Raw genomic sequence first — 20543 nt, 5'->3', positions numbered from 1 at the left:
TCGCTGGCGAGCCAGCTCCTACGGCAGGCGGTAGGAGCCGGCTTACCGGCGAAAGCACCCGTCCGTCAGGCCTGAATGCCGAGGATGTCGCGGGCCACGGCTTCGGCAATACGAATCCCGTCCACACCGGCGGAAAGAATTCCCCCGGCATAACCGGCGCCTTCGCCAGCGGGGTACAGACCCTTCACATTCAGGCTCTGCATCGAGGCATCACGGGTAATGCGCAGTGGCGATGAGGTGCGGGTCTCGATGCCGGTCAGCACCGCATCGTGCAACGAGTAGCCCTTGATCTGCCGTTCGAAGGCCGGTAGTGCCTCGCGAATGGCCTCGATGGCGAAGTCCGGCAGGGCCAGCGCCAGATCCCCCAGGCTCACGCCGGGCTTGTAGGATGGCTCGACGCTGCCCAGTGCCGTGGTGGGTTTGCCGGCGATAAAGTCGCCCACCAACTGCGCCGGGGCCTGGTAGTTGCTGCCACCCAGGACGAAGGCGTGAGACTCCAGGCGTTCCTGCAATTCGATGCCGGCCAGCGGGCCGCCCGGGTAATCCACTTCCGGAGTAATGCCGACCACGATGCCGGAGTTGGCGTTGCGCTCGTTGCGCGAGTACTGGCTCATGCCGTTGGTCACCACCCGGTTCGGCTCGGACGTGGCGGCTACCACGGTGCCGCCCGGGCACATGCAGAAGCTGTAGACCGAACGGCCGTTCTTGGCGTGGTGCACCAGCTTGTAGTCGGCGGCGCCGAGTTTCGGGTGGCCGGCGTACTTGCCCAGGCGCGCACTGTCGATCAGCGACTGCGGGTGCTCGATACGGAAACCCACCGAGAACGGCTTGGCTTCCATGTACACGCCCCGACTGTGAAGCATGCGGAAGGTGTCGCGGGCGCTGTGGCCCAGGGCCAGGATCACGTGCCGGGAATGCAGTTGTTCACCGCTGGCCAGCTCCACGCCCTGCAATTGACCGTCTTCGATCAGCACGTCGGTAACCCGCTGCTCGAAGCGCACTTCACCGCCCAGGGCGATGATCTGCTGGCGCATGTTTTCCACCACGCCAGTGAGGCGGAAGGTGCCGATGTGCGGCTTGCTGACGTAGAGAATCTCGTCTGGCGCACCGGCCTTGACGAACTCGTGGAGCACCTTGCGGCCGTGGTGCTGCGGGTCCTTGATCTGGCTGTAGAGCTTGCCGTCGGAGAAGGTCCCGGCGCCGCCTTCGCCGAACTGCACGTTGGACTCGGGGTTGAGCACGCTTTTGCGCCACAGGCCCCAGGTGTCCTTGGTGCGCTGGCGCACTTCCTTGCCGCGCTCGAGGACGATCGGCTTGAAGCCCATCTGGGCCAGCAACAGGCCGGCAAAGATGCCGCAAGGGCCGAAACCCACCACGATCGGTCGCTCGCTCAGGTCTGCCGGGGCCTGGCCCACCACCTTGTAGCTGACATCCGGCGCCGGGTTGACGTTACGGTCGTCGGCGAACTTGAGCAGCAGCGCCGCTTCGTCGCGTACGTTGAGGTCGATGGTGTAGATGAAGCACAGCTCGGAAGATTTCTTGCGCGCATCGTAGCTGCGTTTGAACAAGGTGAAATCGAGCAGGTCATCGCTGGCGATCCCCAAGCGCTGCACGATAGCGGCGCGCAGGTCTTCATCGGGATGGTCGATCGGCAACTTGAGTTCGGTGATTCGTAACATGACAGGATCCGGGTAGGCGGTGCGCAACAGTGCGCCGGCTTGCTTTGCACAAACCGGCGATTATAAGCCGCAATCCTCCCTGGCCGTGAGGCTAAAACCGCTGCTCGTCGAATCAGTCGTTGCGCGAGCCGCCGAAATAGCCGCAACCGCGCTGCACCTGACCGTCCACCCGCAGTTCGGCACTGAGGTGCTGGACGCTGCCGGTCGTCGGGTCGACGCAACGCTGCGGCGCCACCCAGAGTTCCACGCGCTGGTGATTGGCTTCGCTGCTGAGGTTGAAACGGCCGTCGCCCAACTGTTCTTCCAGATAGGGCAGGGCCAGGGTCGGTTGGCCGGCGCGTTCGATCATCATGCCCTTGGCGCTGACATCGACGTTCCAGGCCGGGTTCTTGCTGCCGGCCCGCAGGATCAGGCGCTGGAAGTTCGGGTCGCCGCAGGCGCTGGCGGAGCGCTCTACGCGGTACAACTGGCGCAGGTCCAGCTGGCCGTCGCTGCTGCCACTGGCGGAGAACTTGCCCCGCAGGTCGGCGAACAGCTTGCCCTGTTTCTCCGCCAGGGTGGCGGCCTCCTGCAGCACGCTGGTGCCGCCGCCGTCACTGACCACATAGCGGCGATCCTCGGTGCAGGGCTTGAACAGCAATTTGCCGTCCGCCGCACTGAGTTCACCCTGCATCCGGGTCAGCCCGGCCATGGAGGGGGCCTGGGGCTGTTGGTTGAACATCGGCAGCATCTGGCAGCCGGCAAACAGCGGCAACAGGGCGAAACAAAGCAGTGAACGGGCAGTGCGCATCATCGGGCCTCCAAGCGGAAGCCGACACGTTACGCAGCCCGCCCGGTCACCACAACCCCGGATTGAAGGCTGCGGCGCCATCAACCGCAGGAGCCGGCTTGCCGGCGAAGCGCCCCTGGAGCCTTGTGCGGTTCGGCAGGACGCCTTCGCCGTCAGGCCAGCGCCTACACAAGCCGGCTTAGCCGACGTGATAGGTCTGGCCGGTCTGCAGGCCTTCCACGCTCTTGGCGTAGGCCAGGGCCACGTCAGCCGCCGGCACCGGCTTGAAGCCACGGAAGTAGGGGGCATAGCTGCCCATGGCTTCCAGCAGCACGTTGGGGCTGATCGAGTTGATCCGCAGGCCCCGCGGCAGTTCGATGGCGGCGGCGCGCACGAAGCTGTCGAGGGCGCCGTTGACCAGGGCCGCCGAGGCCCCGCTGCGGATCGGGTCGTGGCTCAAGATGCCGGTGGTGAAGGTGAAGGACGCGCCATCGTTGGCGTACTCGCGGCCGATCAGCAGCAGGTTGACCTGGCCCATCAGCTTGTCCTGCAGGCCCAGGCTGAAGTGCTCGGCGGTCATGTCCGCCAGGGGCGCGAAGGTGACGTTGCCGGCGGCGCAGACCAGCGCATCGAAGCGTCCGGTTTTCTCGAACAGGGCGCGAATCGACTGGGCATCACTGATGTCCACCTGGAAGTCGCCGCTGCTACGGCCGATCCGGATCACCTCGTGACGCTGGGACAGTTCCCGGTCAACCGCCGAACCAATGGTGCCGTTGGCACCGATCAAGAGAATCTTCATGGGGCGTTCCTCGATAAGGGGGGAAGAACTTGCAGTCTAGAGTGGTTTTTTACGTGGATTAACGCGCTAATAGGCAACCTTTGGTTTTCAAATGGAAACAGTCCATGGGCGAGATGGATGACTTGGCGGCGTTTGCCGTGCTGGTGGAGGCGGGCAGCTTTACCCTGGCGGCCCAGCGCCTGGGTTGCAGCAAGGGCCAGTTGTCCAAGCGCCTCAGCGCCCTGGAGGCACGCTACGCCGTGGTGCTGTTGCAACGCACCACCCGGCGCCTGGACCTGACCGCCGCCGGCGCGGCGTTGCTGCCTCAGGCCCAAGCCCTGGTTGCCCAAGTGGAACGAGCGCATCAGGCCCTGGCGCGGCTCAAGGACGACATGGCCGGCCCGGTGCGCCTGACGGTGCCGGTGTCCTTGGGCGAAACCTTTTTCGACGGCCTGCTGCTGGAGTTCTCCCGGCACTATCCCCAGGTGCAGATCGAGCTGGACCTGAACAACAGCTACCGTGACCTGGCCCGGGAGGGGTTTGATCTGGCGGTGCGCTCGGAAGTGGCCAACGATCAGCGCCTGGTCGCCCGGCCGCTGCTGGCCTGGCATGAGATGACCTGCGCCAGCCCGGCCTATCTGGAGCAATACGGTGAGCCGCAGACTCCCGCGGAGCTGGCCGAGCATCGCTGCCTGCTCAACAGCCACTACAGCGGGCGGGAAGAGTGGCTCTATCACCAGCGTCACGAACTGCTGCGGGTGCGGGTCAGCGGTCCTTTTGCCAGCAATCACTACAACCTGCTGAAGAAGGCCGCCCTGGTGGGGGCGGGAATCGCCCGGCTGCCGTCCTATGTGCTGCACAGCGAGCTGGCCGATGGCCGCCTGCGCTGGCTGCTGCGGGACTACCAGACCCGCAGCATGCCGATGTACCTGGTGCATCCCTATCAGGGCGGCCTGCCCAGGCGCACCCAGGTGCTGGCCGATTACCTGATGGACTGGTTCCGCCGCAGCGGTGAGGCGCTGGATCGTCTGTAGCCGCGGCCAGTGGGTTGCGAACTTGAATCGGTTCAAGGGCCTAAGGCCCTTTTCGCAGCCTGCGGCAGCGGCTACAGAGGACGGTGGTGAAAATGCCGGGCCAGCAGGTGGTCGAGGGAAAACATGCCCGGGCCACGGGCCATCAACAGCAGCAAGATCGCCGCCCAGGTGCCGTGGGTCGGGTAGGCGTCGGGGTAGACGAAAAACTGGATGGTCAGGGTCATCCCCAGCAGCGCCAGGGCGGAAAAGCGCGTGGCCAGGCCCAGCAGAATCAACGTCGGAAAAAAATGCTCGGCAAAGGCCGCCAGGTGCGCCGCCACTTCCGGCGTCAGCAGCGGCACGTGGTATTCACTCTGGAACAGGGGAATGGTCGAGTCCGCCAAGCGCGGCCAGCCCAGTTCGAAGGTGCCATCGACCAGGTCGATGGCCAGTCCCTCGACTTTGGTCTGGCCGGATTTCCAGAACACCGCGGCGATGGAAAAGCGCGCGAGAAAGGCGATCAGGCTGTAGGGAATACGCTCGAACCCTTGAATGATTCGGTGCAGCAGTCCGCTAACGGGGGCAGGTGTCTGGGTGTTCATGGTCAAGCCTTTTGGTGAGGTTGCAGGTCAATGAGGGCGCCGTGGGCCAGCAGCAGCCCCAGGCACTGGCCCAGGTCGAAGTCGGCCTGGGCGTCCAGGGCATAAGCGGCGGCGATTTCCAGCGGCCAGTGGTGGCGCAGGCTGTCGATGAAGGTGGCGCTGCCGGCGTCCAGTGCGATCACCCGCACCTCCAGGGCATCGCGCAGCACCAGGGCGTGCTGGCTCTGGTGCAAGTCGAACGCCGGCCAGGCAGCGTCGCTCTGGTGAGCGGCCCACAGGCTGACGACGGCGAACGCCGAGTGCAGGGTGCGCAGTGACGGATGCAACTGCAGGCAGAGCTGGCCGAGGCGATCGGGCTGGTTCATTGCCGCCAGCAGTTGGGCCGGTTGCAAAGGCTCGGCGTCGGCGGCGTGATAAGCCTCGACCCGCAGCCGTTCCAAGCGCGCCATATCGGCCAGATAGGGCAGGGTCGCTGCCGGAGCGAAACCCTGGATGAAGTTCGCCAGGTCCTGGCCGTAGTCGTTGATCAGCGGGCTGTATGGAGGGTAATCCTGCACATACAGACGGGCCATGGCGTTGAAGAATGTCTGCCCCACCAGTTGCGCCAGCACTGGGTAGGCCTCCGCCAGAGCGTTGATCAGCGAGCCTTGCACGTTGTTGCGATAGACCGCGAAGCGACTGGCCGGATCGGCGCCGTTGCTGCTGCAAAGCCCCTCCGGGCAGATGGATTCGGCGCTCAGTAGCGCCTGGGCAAAGAGGGCGTGGTCGCTCATGGCTGCACCCGCGCCTGGTGTAACAGCGCCTGGGCCTGAGCGGCCTCCCCCAGCAGCGTGGTCAGGCTCGGCACCTGATTGTCCCGTTCGATCAGGGTGGCCATGGGGCCGATCCGCCCCAGCACCTGTTGGTACAGGGCCCAGACTTCCCGGTCCACCGGGGCGCCGTGGTCGTCGATTAACAGGCGATCACCGAGGTTGTCCCGGTCTTCGGCGAACCCGGCCAGATGGATCTCGCCCACGGCCTGCAGCGGCAGTGCCTGCAGATAGGCCAGGGGATCGCGCTGGTGGTTGATGCAGGAAACGTAGAGGTTGTTGACGTCCAGCAGCAGGCCGCAACCGCTGCGCTGGATCACTTCGCGGATGAAGTCCGTCTCGTCCAGGGTCGAGCGTTGGAACTGCAGGTAGGTAGCGGGGTTTTCCAGGAGCATGGTTCGCCCCAGATGATTCTGCAGTTGGTCGATGTGGTCGCAGACCCGCTGCTGGGTCGGCACATCGTAGGCCAGGGGCAGCAGGTCGTTGAGAAACACCGGGCCGTGGCTCGACCAGGCCAGGTGTTCGGAAAAGGACTGGGGTTGATAGCGCTCGATCAACACCGCCAGGCGCCGCAGATGCTCGCTGTCCAGGGGGCCTTCGCCGCCAATGGACAGACCGACACCGTGCAGCGACAGGGGATACTCCTGGCGAATCAGGCCCAGGTAATGATGGAAGGGCCCGCCCGCCACCATGTAGTTCTCGGCATGCACCTCGAAAAAGCCAATGTCGGGACGCTGTTCGAGGACGTCCTTGAAGTGTTGGCTCTTGAGCCCCAGGCCTGCACAGGGCGGCAGGCTCGGGGTGGACGCCTGAATGTCGTGGCGGGGACGTGGGATCAAGGCGGTGTTCATCATCGACACTCAGGCTGGCGCAGGATCAGGACTTGGCTTTGAAGGCTTCGAGCTGGCCGAAACCGGTGGGCGAGGTGCTGCTGGCGGTTTTTTCGCAAGTGCCCTTGGGCACCAGTTTCCAGGCGTTGGCCTGGTCGTTGACCTTGGAGGTGCCGGCGCAGCTGGTGCCGGCGCCCGCGGCGCAGTCGTTCTTGCCCTTCATGGCCACGCCGAAGCATTTCTCCATGTCGTCGGCGGCGTGGGCGGTGGTGGAGACGGCAGCGATGCTCAGGGCGGAGCCCAGGGCCAGGACCAGGGCGGTGGCGGACAGGGTGCGAGTGGTGCTCATGATGTTTCTCCAGATCGGTTGGGTAAGGAAGCATTTGTGCTTGCTTACCCCTCTAGAGAAGGCTCATTGGCATTCGTTACAGCCCGGGACAGTTTTTTCTCCCGGAATAAAAAAACGGCCCCGAAGGGCCGTTTTTTGTGACGCAGGTGTTTAGCCGCCCAGATAGGCTTCGCGCACCTTCGGATCGGTCAGCAGCGCTTCGCCGGTGCCTTGCATCACCACTCGGCCGTTTTCCAGCACATAGGCGCGGTCGGCGATCTTCAGCGCCTGGTTGGCGTTCTGCTCCACCAGGAACACCGTCACGCCGTCGCGGCGCAGCTGTTCGATGATGTCGAAGATCTGCTGGATGATGATCGGCGCCAGGCCCAGGGACGGTTCGTCCAGGAGCAACAGCTTGGGCTTGCTCATCAGCGCGCGACCGATGGCAAGCATCTGCTGCTCGCCGCCGGACATGGTGCCGCCGCGCTGGGTGAAGCGCTCCTTGAGCCGTGGAAACAGCTCCAGGACCTTGTCCATCTGCTCCTGATAGTCACCCTTGTCGGTGAAGAAACCGCCCATGGCGAGGTTTTCTTCCACGGTCAGGCGGGCGAATACCCGGCGGCCTTCCGGCACCACGGCAATGCTCTTGCGCATGATCTGCGCCGAGCTTTGCCCCACCAGCTCTTCACCCAGGTAACGGATGCTGCCGCTGTGGGCCTGTGGCGAGCCGCAGAGGGTCATCAGCAGGGTGGATTTGCCGGCGCCGTTGGCGCCGATCAGGGTGACGATTTCGCCCTGGCGGATCTCGACGTTGACGCTGTGCAACGCCTGGATCTTGCCGTAGTAGGTGGAAACGTTTTCGAACTGCAGCATTTACGCTTCCCCCAGGTAGGCTTTGATCACTTCGGGATTGTCGCGGATCTGTTCCGGCGTGCCGTCGGCCAGGGGCGTGCCCTGGTTGATCACCACGATGTGGTCGGAAATGCTCATGACCAGCTTCATGTCGTGCTCGATCAGCAGCACGGTGACGTTGTGCTCCTCACGCAACACGCTGATCAGCGCCTTGAGGTCCTCGGTTTCCTTGGGGTTGAGGCCGGCGGCCGGCTCGTCGAGCATGAGGATCCGCGGGCGGGTCATCATGCAGCGGGCGATTTCCAGGCGCCGTTGCTGACCGTAGGCCAGGGTGCCGGCGGGACGGTTGGCAAACTCCCGCAGGTTGACCTTGTCCAGCCAGTAGCCGGCGTACTCCATGGCTTCGCGCTCGCTCTTGCGGAACGCCGGGGTCTTGAACAGACCGGCCAGGAAGTTGGTGTTCAGGTGACGGTGCTGGGCGATCAACAGGTTCTCGACCGCGGTCATGTCCTTGAACAGGCGCACGTTCTGGAAGGTTCGCACCACACCCTTGCGGGCGATCTGGTGGCCCGGCAGGCCTTCGATCGGCTCACCGTCCAGGAGGATGCTGCCGGCGCTTGGCTGGTAGAAACCGGTCAGGCAGTTGAACACCGTGGTCTTGCCGGCGCCGTTCGGGCCGATCAGCGCCACCACTTGTTTTTCCTTGACGGTCAGGGCCACGCCGTTGACCGCCAGCAGGCCGCCGAAGCGCATCGACAGGCCGGTTACTTTGAGGATCTCACGGCTCATTTGCGCAGCTCCATGTGAGGACGTTGCATGGGCAGCAGACCTTGGGGACGCCAGATCATCATCAGCACCATCATGGCGCCGAACATCAACATCCGGTATTCGCTGAATTCACGCATCATTTCAGGCAAGAGGATCATCACGATCGCCGCCAGGATCACACCCAGCTGCGAGCCCATGCCACCCAGCACGACGATGGCGAGGATGATCGCCGACTCGATGAAGGTGAAGGACTCCGGGGTCACCAGGCCTTGGCGCGCGGCGAAGAAGCTGCCGGCGAAACCGGCGAACGCGGCGCCCAGGGTAAAGGCCGAGAGCTTGATCACGGTGGGGTTCAGGCCCAGCGCGCGGCAGGCAATCTCGTCTTCACGCAAGGCTTCCCAGGCACGGCCGATGGGCATGCGCAGCAGGCGGTTGATGACGAACAGCGCCGCCAGCGCCAGCAGCAGGGCCACCAGGTAGAGGAAGATCACCTTGTTGATCGAGTTGTATTGCAGGCCGAAGAACTCGTGGAAGGTCTGCATGCCTTCTGCTGCCTTGCGCTCGAAAGTCAGGCCGAAGAAGGTCGGCTTGTCGATGTTGCTGATGCCGTTCGGGCCGCCAGTGAGATCGGTCATGTTGCGTAGCAGCAGACGGATGATCTCGCCAAAGCCCAGGGTCACGATCGCCAGGTAGTCACCGCGCAGGCGCAGCACCGGGAAGCCCAGCAGGAAGCCGAAGGTGGCCGCCATCATCCCGGCGATCGGCAGGCAGATCCAGAAGCTCAGGCCGAAGTAGTGCGAGAGCAGCGCGTAGCTGTAGGCACCGACGGCATAGAACCCCACGTAACCCAGGTCCAGCAGACCGGCCAGACCGACGACGATGTTCAGGCCCAGGCCCAGCATCACGTAGATCAGGATCAGCGTGGCGATGTCCACCGCACCGCGGGAGCCAAAGAATGGCCAGACCAGGGCAACGACGATCAATGCCAGGATGATCCAGCGCTGGGTGCCCGGCAGGGTCAGGAAGTTGCTGGCCTTGGCCGGAATCAGCGGCATGCTGGGAGAGGACTTCCAGGCGGCGCTGATCTGGCTATGGAACAGCACCCGCAGGAACATCAGCACCGAGCACACCGCGATGGTGGCCAGGATGGTCGGGCTGGTGTTGTGGACTTCCAGGTTGATGCCGACGATGGTCAGTTTCAGGCCCAGTACCGGGTAGGCGACGGCCCAGACCAGCAAGGCGCTAAATAGCGCCGATTTAAGATTCCTAGTCATACTTTCTCAACCTCCGGACGGCCCAGAATGCCGGTCGGACGGAACAACAGCACCAGAACCAACAGGCCGAACGCTACGACGTCCTTGTACTGGTCGCCGAACACGTCGGCGCCAAAGGCTTCGGCCACCCCCAGCACCAGCCCGCCGAGCATCGCGCCCGGAATGCTGCCGATGCCGCCCAAGACCGCTGCGGTGAAGGCCTTGAGGCCCACCAGGAAACCGGCGTTGGGGTTGATCACACCGTATTGCATGCTCAGCAGCACGGCGGCGATGGCCGCCAGTGCGGCGCCGATCACAAAGGTCAGGGCGATGATGTTGTTGGTATTGATCCCCAGGAGGTTGGCCATCTTGATGTCTTCGGCACAGGCACGGCAGGCGCGACCCAGACGAGAACGGGAGATGAACAGCGTCAGACCGAGCATGGCGACCAGGGTCACCACGAATACCACGATCTGCATGTAGGAAATCAGCACTTCATGTGCGCCACCTGGCCCGATGGAGAAATTGCCCGGGATCAGGTTGGGAATGGATTTGTCCTTGGAGTCTTGCGCCAGCAGAACGGTGTTCTGCAGGAAGATCGACATGCCGATGGCCGAGATCAGCGGGATCAGGCGGTTACTGCCCCGCAAGGGGCGGTAGGCGATCCGTTCGATGCTGTAGCCGTAGGCACTGGTGACGACGATGCTCGCGATAAAGGCTGCGGTCATCAACAGCGGTACGCTGTCGAGTCCCATCATGGCCAGCCCGGCGATGGCGATGAACGCCACATAGGAGCCGATCATGTACACCTCGCCGTGGGCGAAGTTGATCATTCCAATGATGCCGTAAACCATCGTATAGCCGATGGCGATCAGGGCATACGTGCTGCCAACGGTGAGACCGTTAACCAGCTGTTGGAAAAAGTGATAGAGGTCAGGCATTACAACGCTCCTAAAAACCTGATACGCATTTCACTGGTGGAGTCATTTTCCCGCCCAGGCCCCGTGGATCTGCACCCACTTCGGGCTGGGTTTTGCCAGCGAACCGCTGATGACGGTTTTGAGATTTTCAGGTGGGCGGGATTCCGGATCACGGAACACAGGCCCATACATTCGTAAAACAAAGCCCACGGCGAGCCGTGGGCTTTATTGGCAGTCAGTCAGGGCGCGCCTTACTGAGGAGAGACTTCGGTTTTAGGTTTGCCGAAGTGCCACTCGTAGACCACGAATTTGAAGTCTTTCAAGTCGCCCTTGGCGTCGAAGCTCAAGTCACCGGTCGGGGTCTTGAAGGTTCCGGCGTGGATGGCTTCAGCCACCTTGGCCGCGTCTTCGCTCTTGGCGTTGGTGATGGCGCCAGCGATCACTTCAACCGCGGAGTAGGAGGGGAATACGAAAGGACCGCTCGGGTCTTCTTTCTTGGCCTTGAATGCGTCAGCCAGGGCGACGTTGGCCGGGTCCTGGTCGAAGGATTTGGGCAGGGTCACCAGCAGGCCTTCGGACGCGTCCTTGGCGATCTGCGAGATGGAGTCGTTACCCACGCCTTCCGGACCCATGAACTTGGCCTTCAGGCCCTTTTCCTGGGATTGACGCAGGATCAGGCCCAGCTCCGGGTGGTAGCCGCCGTAGTAGACGAAGTCGACGTTGGCTTGCTTGAGCTTGGCGATCAGCGAAGAGAAGTCCTTGTCGCCGGCGTTGATGCCTTCGAACACGGCCACCTTGGTGCCTTTCTTCTCCAGGGTCTGCTTCACGGCGCTGGCGATGCCTTCACCGTACTGCTGTTTATCGTGGAGTACGGCAACGACTTTTGGCTTCACGTGGTCGGCGATGTAGTTACCGGCGGCAGGGCCCTGGGCGCTGTCCAGGCCGATGGTGCGGAACACCATTTTGTAACCACGGGCGGTGATGTCCGGGCTGGTGGCTGCCGGGGTGATCATGATCACGCCTTCATCTTCGTAGATGTCGGAAGCGGGTTGAGTGGAGCTGGAGCACAGGTGGCCGACCACGAACTTGACGCCATCGTTGACCACTTTGTTGGCCACCGCCACGGCTTGTTTTGGATCACAGGCGTCATCGTATTCAACGGCTTCGAGCTTCTTGCCGTTGACGCCGCCCTTGGCGTTGATCTGCTCGATGGCCATTTTCGCGCCACTGAACTGCATGTCGCCGTACTGGGCTACCGGGCCGGTCTTGGGGCCGGCGATACCGATCTTGATGGTGTCAGCTGCGAACGAATGGCTGGCAACACCGGCCAGGACCATAGCGGCAAACAGTTTGGAAATCTGCTTAGTAGCCTTATTCATAGTGCTCCACTCTTACTGTTGTAATTTTTATAGTTCCGGCGGCCTTGGTCGCAGAACCGAATCAGATATATCGCGAATATCCGTCGGAAGTGCCCCTGGCAACTGTACCGGTACAGTGTAGAGCGCCGGTTGTTCGCTTGAAAAGCTGGCGGCTGGGGGCAAAAACGCGGGGTGTCGCTTAATCGAAAGAAAAAGACAGATTTGCGGCGTGGCTCGCGCCCGGTTCGGCGTCAGTCCCTGGCGCTTCTGAGCTTCTCGATCGGTGATGCATTTGCTTCTGGGTTTTTCTGCCAGAGCACCGACGTTATGATTGCGCCGATTTCATTTCTGGACAGTCCCATGACTCAAGAACCTAGCACCCTCTATGCCAAGCTGCTTGGTGAGACCGCATCTATCAGCTGGAAGGAACTGGAGCCGTTCTTTGCCAAGGGTGCCCTATTGTGGGTCGACGCCGACCTGGATCTGATCGAGGCGGCCCAGGCGGTAGCGGAGAATCAGGCACAAAAAGTCGCGGCCTGGCTGGCCGAAGGGAAGGTTGAAAAGCTGTCTGCGACGCGGGCGTCCGATCTGTTGGAGCGTGATCCGCAGCTGTGGGCCGTGGTGGTCTCGCCCTGGATTCTGACCCAGGAGAGGGCGTCGCGCTGAAGGTGTGCGCCAATCTGGTGCGCTATTTTGTCGGACAAAAGTGTGTAGCCGAGTAACCGTGAGTCCAGTGATGGCATCTTGCCGTGGAGAAAGGCCCCACAGGGATTTCAGCCAGGGTGACGTTCACGGAAGGGGCACAGTTTCAAGTCGGTCCGACGAGCTGCTTAATTGTTTCGTGGTGTGAACAAATTGACCATTGGCCGGCGAGCGGAACGCCGCCCGGCCGCCCCTACGGGGCAGCAGGTTTTTTCCCTGCTGTGTAGGAGCCGGCTCGCTGGCGAAGCCCTTCTTAATAGGCGGTCTTGCCGGTGTGGCTATTGAGGGAGATGACCCGGGTCTTGCCGATGCGGTGACGGTAGATCTCGCGCAGGTACTTGATGGCCTTCTTCACGCAATCGCGGGACAGGCGGATGTCGTTGATGGAGACGAACTTGTCCTTGTCGTTGATCAGCTCGCGGTACTTCTTCTCGTACATCGGCTTGATCGCATACCAGTTGGTATCGAGGATCTTCGCCGGGTTCTCGAATTCGTTGAGCAGATCGTCGATGCGGTCTTCGTCGAATTGCTCGCTGACGATGAAATCCAGCACCGAGTTGTCCAGGGTGTCGTCGAAACGGTACGGATTGCGCGCAAAGCAACGCTTGATAAAGGCCACGATCAGGGTCAGGAAGTCATCCGACAGGCACGGGCTCTTGGCGATCAGGGTGGTCAGCGACAGGTTGGCCGAGGCGCCGATCACCAGCGCGTAGCGCTTGAGGGTGGTGTTGGGGAACAGGCTGTTGAGGTGAGTCTTGAGCCGGTTCAGGTCCATGTAGGACAGCTTGTAGTCCTTGGGCAGGGACACAATCGATACCACCGACGAGCAGTTCTTGAAGAAATGCAGGTCGTGCAGCGCCGCGGCGTCATACCCCGAGGCCTTGTACTGCTCCAGAGCCGCACGATAGCGCTTGGACTCGATGGGCAGCAGGCTGATGCCTTCAATGGCCTGGGTCACCTTGTTGAAGTGCGGCAGGTCGATGGAGCGGAAGAACAGGTCGTCGATGTTCAGGCGCTGCGGCTCTTTCTCGAACACCTTGAACTTGTCGCCGGTGGGCACCGGCTGCTCCGGCACCACGGATTCGGCGTAGGCGATCGCCACCGGGCCGGCCAGGCTCATGAACAGGTCGTTGGCGTCCAGGCGGATGGTCTCGCCGATGTCGATGCCGGCACGACGGAAGTAGTTCTGGTCGTAGTCGGTGGTCACTGCCTGGGCAGTGAGGATGTTGAAGATCTGCTGGGAGATGTACTGGTTGGCGTGCTTCTCCATGGCGTTGACGTCGATGTTCTGGATGTTGCCGTCATCGCTTTCTTCGGCGTAGCGCATGATGTCGTTGGAGATCAGCATCATCGCGTTCCACGGGCGGATCCGCCCCATGACGCTGGCTTCGCTGCTGTCTTCATTGTCGAAGTTGTAGGAGAAGTCCCACTCTTCCGAAAGGTATTTGCACAGCAGGCGGCCGGCGTTGATGTGCAGCGCCTCGGACATTTCGCTGCGATGGTCCGAGATGTTCGGCAGTACGCAGATGCCGCTGGTGAAGATCGGCTCGAAGACGAAGGAGTGGCCGCTCTTGCTGTCGTGCTCGTCCATCGGCTTGGTGTCGAAGGTCTTGTTCATGTACGAGTACTGCTGGGCCAGGCCGAATTCCGAGGCCATGCCCGAGCCGGTACCGCCACCGGCACTGAAGATCGAGAAGTACAGGCGCGACTGGTTGGCCTTGATCCCGCAGGAATCGATCAGGTACGAGTGGATCATTTTCCAGTCAGGGCTGGAGAAACGCTGGGTGTCCTTGTTAAGGATGATCTTGGCCAGGTACTGGCCGAGGATCGGCGCGTTACCGGCGCCGCCGGCGTGGACTTCCGAGAGGTCCATGATCTTCATCTTGCTGTAGTCGCGGATGAAGCCGCTCTTTTCGCCCTTGCGCGAGAAGCGGATGCGCCCGGCGATGTCCTTGTCCAGGTCGCCGAGCATCACCAGGGGCTCCACCAGGAATACCGGTTTGCTGGCCTTGCTCTGGCCCAGGCGCAGGTTCTGGCGGATCCACTGGCCGGGGCTGTAGCCGCCTTCGTAGGCCTTGTCTTCGTTATTGAATTCGTTGAGGTAGAACTTGCGGGCGTTGTACACCAGCTCCGCCACATCCAGGGCGATGTTGGAGCCGCAGCGGCCCAGGCCGATCAGGCACACCGACGGGAATTCCTGGTCACGGCGATTTTCCTGCTCGTCTTCCAGGTGCGGCGGGCGCGGGAATACGGAGTCGCGCAGGCCATCGAGGTTGTCGAGGATGCGGTCGGTGTTGGTTTCGGTGAAATACAGGTACTGCTGGGTCGACAGGGGGCGTGAACTGGACAATGGCTTCGTATCTGAGTGGCTTGATGTGGGGGAGGTCAGCGTCATCTCGGAGACTGCGTTGGCAGGATTGTTTTTAGAAGTCATTGTGCGCCATATGCCTGGTCTGGTTGGCTCGAGACGAGGTGTCAGCGAACCATCACGGAATGGGACCTCGCCGCTGCGTGGAGCGCGAATTTTGCCCAAGGCGTCAGGGTATTTACTGAGCGTCGCTCGGGGGAATCCTTTCCTGAATCATGATGAATCGGCCAGTATTCGATGATCTTTAATCAAATGGGGGCAATATGATGTCAGCGTTACCTTCACTCGGGTTTGCCGGGATCGGCCTGATGGGGCTGCCCATGTGCCGGCGCCTGCTGGCTGCGGGCTATCCGCTGACGGTGTGGAACCGCAATCCGCAGAAGTGCGCGCCCCTGGTGGCCGCCGGGGCGCGACAAGTGGCCACACCCGCGCAGCTGTGCGAGCACGCGGATCTGGTGCTGCTGTGCCTGGCCAACACTGACGTGGTGCGCCAGGTGGTGTTTGCTGCCGATGGCATCGCCCAGGGCGCCCGGGCCGGGCAACTGCTGCTGGACCTGTCCAGCCTGGAACCCACCGCCACCCGGGAGATGGCCGCGATGCTGGCTCGCGACACCGGCATGGCCTGGGTCGATGCCCCGGTTTCCGGTGGAACCCCCGGTGCCGAGTCCGGCAGCCTGGCGATCATGGTGGGCGGCGAGGCGGCGGATATCGAACGGGTCCGCCCGGTGTTGCTGGCCCTGGGGGAGCGGGTCACGCACATGGGGGCTGTGGGGGCAGGCCAGGTCACCAAGGCCTGCAACCAGATGATTGTCGCCTGCAATGCCCTGGTGATTGCCGAAGTGGTGGCCCTGGCGGAGCGTTCCGGCGTGGATGCACGGTTGATTGCCGAGGCCCTGGCCGGCGGTTTCGCTGACTCCAAGCCGCTGCAGATCCTGGCCCCGCAGATGGCTGAGAGCCGTTTCGAACCGGTGAAATGGCATGTGCGGACCCTGCTCAAGGATCTGGACGGTGCGGTGAAGTTTTCCCGGGAGCAGGGTTCGGCTACGCCGATCAGCGGATTAGCTGCGCAGTTGATGCGTCTGCATGGTGGGCAGGGCTATCTGGAGCAGGACCCGGCGACCCTGATTCGCCTCTATCGAGACCCGGCATCCGCAGATTGAGCCTGTCGTGGCGCTGGTTCAGTTCATCCAGTACCCGACCCAGGTCCTGCAGCGGCACCGGGCGACTGAGCAGGTAGCCCTGCAGGTAGTCGCAGCCGTAGTGTTCGAGGAACTGCTGCTGCTCCAGGGTCTCGACCCCTTCGGTGACCACCTGCAGGTGCAGGGTGTGGGCCATGACGATGATTGCCTGGACTATTTCCCTGTCCTGGGTCGACTTGGGGATGTCCTGGATGAACGATCGATCGATCTTCAGGGTATTGAGCGGCAGGCGCTTGAGGTAGGCCAGGGATGAGTAACCGGTGCCGAAGTCGTCGATCGACAGGGATACGCCCAGGTCGCGGATCTGCTGGAGCAGGGCCAGGGTACTGGCGATGTTGCCCATCAGGGCGTTTTCCGTGACCTCCAGTTCCAGGCGTTGCGGGGCGACCTGGGCGTCACGCAGGGCGGCCGCGATTTCCTCGGCCAGGGTGTCACGGGTCAGGTTCAGGGCCGAGCAGTTGACTGCGATCTTCAACTCGCCACTGCCGTTTTGGGACAGGTAGGCCAGGTCCTCGCAAGCCTTGCGCAATACCCAGTTGTCCAGCTCGGCGATCATGCCGTTGGTTTCGGCAATGTCGATGAAGCGATCCGGTAACAGCAATCCATGCTGCGGATGTTGCCAGCGGACCAGGGCTTCGAGCTTGGTGACCCTGCCGAGCTTGAGGTCGTAGATCGGCTGGTAATACAGCAGCAGCCCTTGATCGTCGCGCAGGGCATTGCGCAGCTCTTCTTCCAGTTGCAGCTCCAGGGTGGCGCGGGTCTTCAGGTTGGAGCTGAAGAAGTGCAGGCTGTTGCGCCCGGCACCCTTGGACTGATAGAGCGCCAGGTCGGCGTTCTTCAGCAGCTCCTCGCAGGTCTTGCCGTCGTCAGGGAAGACACTGATGCCGATGCTGGTGGTCATCACCATGCGCCGGCCCCCCAGTTCGATCGGTTCCTTCATCTTCTGCATGATGCGCTGGGCCATGAGCCGCGCCTCATCTCGCTCATGGAGGTTGATGAGAATGCAGAATTCATCGCCACCCAGGCGTGCCACCACGTCTTCATGGCTGCGGGTGGAACTCTTGATATGCCCGGCGATGACCTTGAGCAACTCGTCGCCGGCATCGTGGCCGAGGCTGTCGTTGATTCGCTTGAAGTGGTCGATGTCGAGGAACATCACCGCCAGCATGCCGCCGAAGGTGTTTTTCTCCATGAGTTTTTCCGCGAACAGCTGGTTGAAGCCACGGCGGTTGATCAGGTTGGTCAGGGCATCGTAATGAGCCACCTGCTGCAGCGAGGCCCTGGCCTGGTCCAGTTGCGAGAGCAAGGCGTTGACCCGACGCAGGTCCCGCTCCTTGTGTTGCAGCTTCTTGTCCGCCAGGGCCGCACTGATACCGCTGGCGATGATCAGGAGCGTGATCACGCTGAGGGTCAGGCCCAGTTGCATGTGGCCGTTGGGTGCCACTGAGGTCGGCAGGCTGCCTGCGGGCAGCACCAGGGTCATGGACCAGATACCGGTGAAATGCATCAGCACGATGGCGCCACCCAACACCAGGCTGCTGGCGTACTTGAGCAGTTGATGGAACATCCCGCTGCCATCGCGCAAGTGTCGGGACAGCAGCAGCGCGGCCAGGCTGCCGCCGATCGCCACCAGCAGCGACAGCCCCATGAGCATGGGTTCGTAGTACAGGCTGGCACTGGAGCGCATAGCGGCCATGCCCACGTAATGCATGCAGCAGATGCCCAGGCCAATCCACACCGAGGCCACGCCATAGCGCCAGAGCGGTAGCTCGATATGGCTCAAGGTGTTCATTGCCAGCCAGGCGGCGATCAGGGCGAGGAGCAGGGAAACCAGGGTCAGTGGCAGGTCGTACTGGATTTCCAGGGGGACTTCGAGCGCCAGCATGGCGATGAAGTGCATGGCCCAGATACCGCCGGCCAGACAGCAGACACCGACCCAGCGCCACAGGCGTTGATGGGTGGCTTGTTCGACGTGGCTGACACGTTCGGCCATATCCAGTGTCGCGAAGCTGGCGGCACAGGCCACCAGATAAGCCAGCAGCACCAGGACCGGGTTGTGACTGCATTGCAGAACCACTTGCCCGCTATCTGGAAGCTCGGTGAGGAAATGCAGACCCAGCCATTCCATAGCATGCCCATCTCTGAGTCATGTGGTGTCGGCGGACCCGCGCGCCAACAAGTGCTTGCAGTATAGAAGGCACCTGTTGGCTGCAATGGGAGGTGGCAATCTCGCTCTAATGATTTGCTTATGAGCCCTATCGCCAATGGTGCTATGCGCTTTTCTCGAACCAGGGCTCGTGATCCAGCGGCTCCAGGGGCGCCAGGCCAAAGGCGGCCCGGGCGGCGTCACAGTCGCTGTTGTGCTGGCCGTCGGCCCAGGAGGCTTCGAACTCCCGGCAGGGGCTGGAACGCTGCTCATAAATCGAGCAGCTCACGCCCTGGCCGACCTCGCCTTCAAGGGCGATGCAGCGCGGCGATTTGCAGTCGGTGCCGAGCATGGCTACCCGAGTGGGACTGATGCTCTGCACCAGATCGTCGGGGACCGTGCCACCGGATGAGGCGCATTCGCCCCAGAAAAAAGACACACGAAAGTATGAACAGCAGGCACCGCAATTCAGACACGGACTGGCTTCGGACATAGGCGTATTCAAAGGGAGAGGGAAGGGTAAGGGGGGCAGGCAAGGCGGCTATTCTAGGCTTCCCATCGGCCTTGGGAAGGGGGGGCGCCAGGTATTTTTTCAGTGCCGGCCAAGCCCTTGAAAAGACTGGGAAAGCCCCGGGTAATGGGGGCTGTGGCGAATTCGCCGCGCCGCGCTGTGAGGGTTTTGAAGGTCGCGGCCGGGGCCGGCATGCGATGGTTTGATATCAGGCTGACGAATGATCACAGACAGCCAAGCCGGGCCTGACTAGATTGCAGCTTCCAGGCTCGCTCGCGTCTGGCCGAATAACAATAAAGAGATCGACCTCATGGATAACTCGACTCAAGCGGCAAATGCCTGGCGCATTCTGTTCCTGTTGTTTTTGGCAAACCTGTTCAACTTCTTCGACCGCACCATTCCCGCCATCATCATCGAGCCGATCCGCATGGAATGGCACTTGAGTGACTTCCAGCTGGGGATCATCGGCACCGCCTTTACCATCGTCTACGCCATCGCCGGCCTGCCCCTCGGGCGCCTGGCCGATACCGGCTCGCGGAGCAAGCTGATGGGCTGGGGCCTGGCGGTGTGGAGCGGGCTGACGGCGGTCAACGGCATGGTCGGCAGTTTCTGGAGTTTCCTGCTGGTGCGCATGGGGGTGGGCATTGGCGAGGCGAGCTACGCACCGGCGGCCAACTCGCTGATCGGCGACCTGTTCCCCGCGCACCGCCGGGCCCGGGCCATGGGTATCTTCATGCTTGGGCTGCCCCTGGGGCTGGTGCTGGCGTTCTTCACCATCGGGGCCATGGTCAAGGCTTTTGACAGCTGGCGGGCACCGTTCTTCATCGCTGCGGTACCCGGGTTGGTGCTGGCGGTGTTCATGTTTTTCATCAAGGAGCCCAAGCGCGGCGCGGCGGAAGCGGTGAAGGTGGCGCAAGTGCCTGTCGACCGTCCGATTCGCCGGGTGTTGGCGATTCCGACCTTTCTCTGGCTGACCTTGGCCGGGCTGACCTTCAACTTCGCCACTTACGCCTGCAACTCCTTCCTGGTGCCGATGCTGCAGCGTTACTTCCTCATGCCCTTGCAGGAGGCGGCCATGGCGACGGGGCTGATTGTCGGTGTGACCGGGTTGGTGGGTTTGACCCTGGGTGGCTGGGTCGCCGACAAGATTCATCAGCGGGTTGCCAACGGCCGCCTGCTGTTCGCGGCCTGCAGCCTGGTCATCTCGACCTTGGCCACTGGCTGGGCGTTGCATGCCGGGCGCGTCGAGATCGGGGTATTTGTTGCAGTATTCAGCGTCGGCTGGCTGTTTGCCTACAACTTCTACACCTGCGTCTATACCGCCTTGCAGGACGTGGTCGAACCCCGTTTGCGGGCCACGGCCATGGCCTTGTTTTTCGCCGGTCTGTACCTGCTGGGCGGCGGGTTGGGGCCAGTGGTGGTCGGCGCGCTGTCGGATCACTTCGCCCACTCGGCGATGTATGCCGCCGGTGCCGAGCTGATGACCGAGGAGTTCAAGGCCATCGGCCTGCACGACGCCATGTACCTGATTCCGGTGGCGCTGTTCCTGACCCTGCTGTTTCTGTTCCAGGCCGCGCGTTGCTTTGTCCGCGATGCCCAGCGCATGAAGGAGGGGCTGGCGCTGGCTGAGCCTGCGGCGACGGCGTTGGCGGTCTGAT

General features: G+C 62.4%; 19 protein-coding genes. 4 read left to right on the top strand and 15 right to left on the bottom strand.

The window, feature by feature from the left end:
• Positions 1-65: 65 nt before the first annotated feature.
• The 3 genes from Q8O96_RS11795 to Q8O96_RS11785 form a co-directional block, all read right to left on the bottom strand.
• Entirely contained in the window at positions 66-1679 is a 1614-nt protein-coding gene (locus Q8O96_RS11795; RefSeq protein WP_102861470.1) for an NAD(P)/FAD-dependent oxidoreductase, read from the bottom strand.
• Between the two features lie 112 nt (positions 1680-1791).
• Positions 1792-2469: a hypothetical protein gene (locus Q8O96_RS11790; RefSeq protein ID WP_207167173.1), complete on the bottom strand. Its 678-nt coding sequence runs from the start codon at positions 2467-2469 to the stop codon at positions 1792-1794.
• Between the two features lie 178 nt (positions 2470-2647).
• Entirely contained in the window at positions 2648-3247 is a 600-nt protein-coding gene (locus tag Q8O96_RS11785) for a short chain dehydrogenase (RefSeq protein ID WP_102861471.1), read from the bottom strand.
• A 104-nt stretch (positions 3248-3351) separates the two neighbouring features.
• On the opposite strand from Q8O96_RS11785, the gene Q8O96_RS11780 reads away from it, so the two are divergent.
• Positions 3352-4260, top strand: coding sequence for a LysR family transcriptional regulator (locus Q8O96_RS11780; protein ID WP_305948830.1), 909 nt, complete (start codon positions 3352-3354; stop codon positions 4258-4260).
• Positions 4261-4331: 71 nt separating this feature from the next.
• Here the strand turns inward: Q8O96_RS11780 and Q8O96_RS11775 are convergent, their stop codons facing one another.
• The 9 genes from Q8O96_RS11775 to Q8O96_RS11735 all read right to left on the bottom strand — a co-directional run bounded on the left by Q8O96_RS11775 (position 4332) and on the right by Q8O96_RS11735 (position 11980).
• Positions 4332-4841 carry a DoxX family protein gene (locus Q8O96_RS11775; protein WP_207167174.1) on the bottom strand — a complete coding sequence of 170 codons (510 nt, stop codon included), beginning with the start codon at positions 4839-4841 and terminating at the stop codon, positions 4332-4334.
• 2 nt (positions 4842-4843) lie between these two features.
• Positions 4844-5614 carry a DUF2063 domain-containing protein gene (locus Q8O96_RS11770; RefSeq protein WP_207167175.1) on the bottom strand — a complete coding sequence of 257 codons (771 nt, stop codon included), beginning with the start codon at positions 5612-5614 and terminating at the stop codon, positions 4844-4846.
• Positions 5611-6504, bottom strand: a complete 894-nt coding sequence (locus Q8O96_RS11765; RefSeq protein ID WP_371826173.1) for a DUF692 domain-containing protein — start codon at positions 6502-6504, stop codon at positions 5611-5613. The genes Q8O96_RS11770 and Q8O96_RS11765 overlap by 4 nt, the downstream gene beginning before the upstream one ends.
• Before the next feature lie 22 nt (positions 6505-6526).
• On the bottom strand, positions 6527-6832 hold the full coding sequence (locus tag Q8O96_RS11760; protein WP_102861476.1) for a DUF2282 domain-containing protein: 306 nt from the start codon (positions 6830-6832) through the stop codon (positions 6527-6529).
• A gap of 147 nt (positions 6833-6979) precedes the next feature.
• Positions 6980-7681: an ABC transporter ATP-binding protein gene (locus Q8O96_RS11755; RefSeq protein WP_025127774.1), complete on the bottom strand. Its 702-nt coding sequence runs from the start codon at positions 7679-7681 to the stop codon at positions 6980-6982.
• Positions 7682-8449, bottom strand: a complete 768-nt coding sequence (livG, locus tag Q8O96_RS11750) for a high-affinity branched-chain amino acid ABC transporter ATP-binding protein LivG (protein WP_016967588.1) — start codon at positions 8447-8449, stop codon at positions 7682-7684.
• The gene (locus tag Q8O96_RS11745) at positions 8446-9702 is read right to left on the bottom strand and encodes a high-affinity branched-chain amino acid ABC transporter permease LivM (RefSeq protein ID WP_102861477.1); all 1257 of its coding nucleotides are present in this window, start codon (positions 9700-9702) and stop codon (positions 8446-8448) included. Before Q8O96_RS11745 ends, livG begins: the two co-directional genes overlap by 4 nt.
• Positions 9699-10622, bottom strand: coding sequence for a high-affinity branched-chain amino acid ABC transporter permease LivH (gene livH / locus Q8O96_RS11740; RefSeq protein ID WP_102861478.1), 924 nt, complete (start codon positions 10620-10622; stop codon positions 9699-9701). Before livH ends, Q8O96_RS11745 begins: the two co-directional genes overlap by 4 nt.
• Before the next feature lie 230 nt (positions 10623-10852).
• Positions 10853-11980 carry a branched-chain amino acid ABC transporter substrate-binding protein gene (locus Q8O96_RS11735; RefSeq protein WP_102861479.1) on the bottom strand — a complete coding sequence of 376 codons (1128 nt, stop codon included), beginning with the start codon at positions 11978-11980 and terminating at the stop codon, positions 10853-10855.
• Positions 11981-12319: 339 nt separating this feature from the next.
• Between Q8O96_RS11735 and Q8O96_RS11730 the strand changes: the two genes are divergently transcribed.
• The gene (locus tag Q8O96_RS11730) at positions 12320-12625 is read left to right on the top strand and encodes a DUF2288 domain-containing protein (RefSeq protein ID WP_102878633.1); all 306 of its coding nucleotides are present in this window, start codon (positions 12320-12322) and stop codon (positions 12623-12625) included.
• A 289-nt stretch (positions 12626-12914) separates the two neighbouring features.
• Here the strand turns inward: Q8O96_RS11730 and Q8O96_RS11725 are convergent, their stop codons facing one another.
• A complete protein-coding gene (locus tag Q8O96_RS11725; RefSeq protein ID WP_102861481.1) occupies positions 12915-15095 on the bottom strand; it encodes a hypothetical protein in 2181 nt (726 codons plus the stop codon).
• A gap of 197 nt (positions 15096-15292) precedes the next feature.
• On the opposite strand from Q8O96_RS11725, the gene Q8O96_RS11720 reads away from it, so the two are divergent.
• Entirely contained in the window at positions 15293-16189 is an 897-nt protein-coding gene (locus Q8O96_RS11720; protein WP_207167177.1) for an NAD(P)-dependent oxidoreductase, read from the top strand.
• Here Q8O96_RS11720 and Q8O96_RS11715 read toward each other — a convergent pair.
• Both Q8O96_RS11715 and Q8O96_RS11710 read right to left on the bottom strand, forming a co-directional pair.
• Positions 16080-18356 carry a bifunctional diguanylate cyclase/phosphodiesterase gene (locus Q8O96_RS11715; protein WP_115581741.1) on the bottom strand — a complete coding sequence of 759 codons (2277 nt, stop codon included), beginning with the start codon at positions 18354-18356 and terminating at the stop codon, positions 16080-16082. The two genes, Q8O96_RS11720 and Q8O96_RS11715, sit on opposite strands and share 110 nt — an antisense overlap.
• 142 nt (positions 18357-18498) lie before the next feature.
• Positions 18499-18867 (bottom strand): YkgJ family cysteine cluster protein, encoded by a 369-nt coding sequence (locus tag Q8O96_RS11710; RefSeq protein WP_102861484.1) that lies wholly within the window; start codon positions 18865-18867, stop codon positions 18499-18501.
• A gap of 328 nt (positions 18868-19195) precedes the next feature.
• Here Q8O96_RS11710 and Q8O96_RS11705 point away from each other — a divergent pair, with 328 nt between their 5' ends.
• Positions 19196-20542: an MFS transporter gene (locus Q8O96_RS11705; RefSeq protein WP_102861485.1), complete on the top strand. Its 1347-nt coding sequence runs from the start codon at positions 19196-19198 to the stop codon at positions 20540-20542.
• Position 20543 lies beyond the last annotated feature (1 nt).

Origin of the sequence: Pseudomonas sp. LPH60 (assembly GCF_030718165.1) — a bacterium.
GTDB classification, from domain to species: Bacteria; Pseudomonadota; Gammaproteobacteria; order Pseudomonadales; family Pseudomonadaceae; genus Aquipseudomonas; species Aquipseudomonas danubii.
This window is presented reverse-complemented; position numbering and strand designations above follow the sequence as displayed.

Coding starts and splice junctions, on each gene's coding strand:
- Q8O96_RS11720 (WP_207167177.1), top strand. CDS start 15,293: ATGATGTCAGCGTTACCTTCACTCGGGTTTGCCGGGATCGGCCTGATG.
- Q8O96_RS11765 (WP_371826173.1), bottom strand. CDS start 6,504: ATGATGAACACCGCCTTGATCCCACGTCCCCGCCACGACATTCAGGCG.
- Q8O96_RS11775 (WP_207167174.1), bottom strand. CDS start 4,841: ATGAACACCCAGACACCTGCCCCCGTTAGCGGACTGCTGCACCGAATC.
- Q8O96_RS11725 (WP_102861481.1), bottom strand. CDS start 15,095: ATGACTTCTAAAAACAATCCTGCCAACGCAGTCTCCGAGATGACGCTG.
- Q8O96_RS11715 (WP_115581741.1), bottom strand. CDS start 18,356: ATGGAATGGCTGGGTCTGCATTTCCTCACCGAGCTTCCAGATAGCGGG.
- livG (WP_016967588.1), bottom strand. CDS start 8,449: ATGAGCCGTGAGATCCTCAAAGTAACCGGCCTGTCGATGCGCTTCGGC.
- Q8O96_RS11735 (WP_102861479.1), bottom strand. CDS start 11,980: ATGAATAAGGCTACTAAGCAGATTTCCAAACTGTTTGCCGCTATGGTC.
- Q8O96_RS11710 (WP_102861484.1), bottom strand. CDS start 18,867: ATGTCCGAAGCCAGTCCGTGTCTGAATTGCGGTGCCTGCTGTTCATAC.
- Q8O96_RS11780 (WP_305948830.1), top strand. CDS start 3,352: ATGGGCGAGATGGATGACTTGGCGGCGTTTGCCGTGCTGGTGGAGGCG.
- Q8O96_RS11705 (WP_102861485.1), top strand. CDS start 19,196: ATGGATAACTCGACTCAAGCGGCAAATGCCTGGCGCATTCTGTTCCTG.
- Q8O96_RS11755 (WP_025127774.1), bottom strand. CDS start 7,681: ATGCTGCAGTTCGAAAACGTTTCCACCTACTACGGCAAGATCCAGGCG.
- livH (WP_102861478.1), bottom strand. CDS start 10,622: ATGCCTGACCTCTATCACTTTTTCCAACAGCTGGTTAACGGTCTCACC.
- Q8O96_RS11785 (WP_102861471.1), bottom strand. CDS start 3,247: ATGAAGATTCTCTTGATCGGTGCCAACGGCACCATTGGTTCGGCGGTT.
- Q8O96_RS11795 (WP_102861470.1), bottom strand. CDS start 1,679: ATGTTACGAATCACCGAACTCAAGTTGCCGATCGACCATCCCGATGAA.
- Q8O96_RS11790 (WP_207167173.1), bottom strand. CDS start 2,469: ATGCGCACTGCCCGTTCACTGCTTTGTTTCGCCCTGTTGCCGCTGTTT.
- Q8O96_RS11745 (WP_102861477.1), bottom strand. CDS start 9,702: ATGACTAGGAATCTTAAATCGGCGCTATTTAGCGCCTTGCTGGTCTGG.
- Q8O96_RS11730 (WP_102878633.1), top strand. CDS start 12,320: ATGACTCAAGAACCTAGCACCCTCTATGCCAAGCTGCTTGGTGAGACC.
- Q8O96_RS11770 (WP_207167175.1), bottom strand. CDS start 5,614: ATGAGCGACCACGCCCTCTTTGCCCAGGCGCTACTGAGCGCCGAATCC.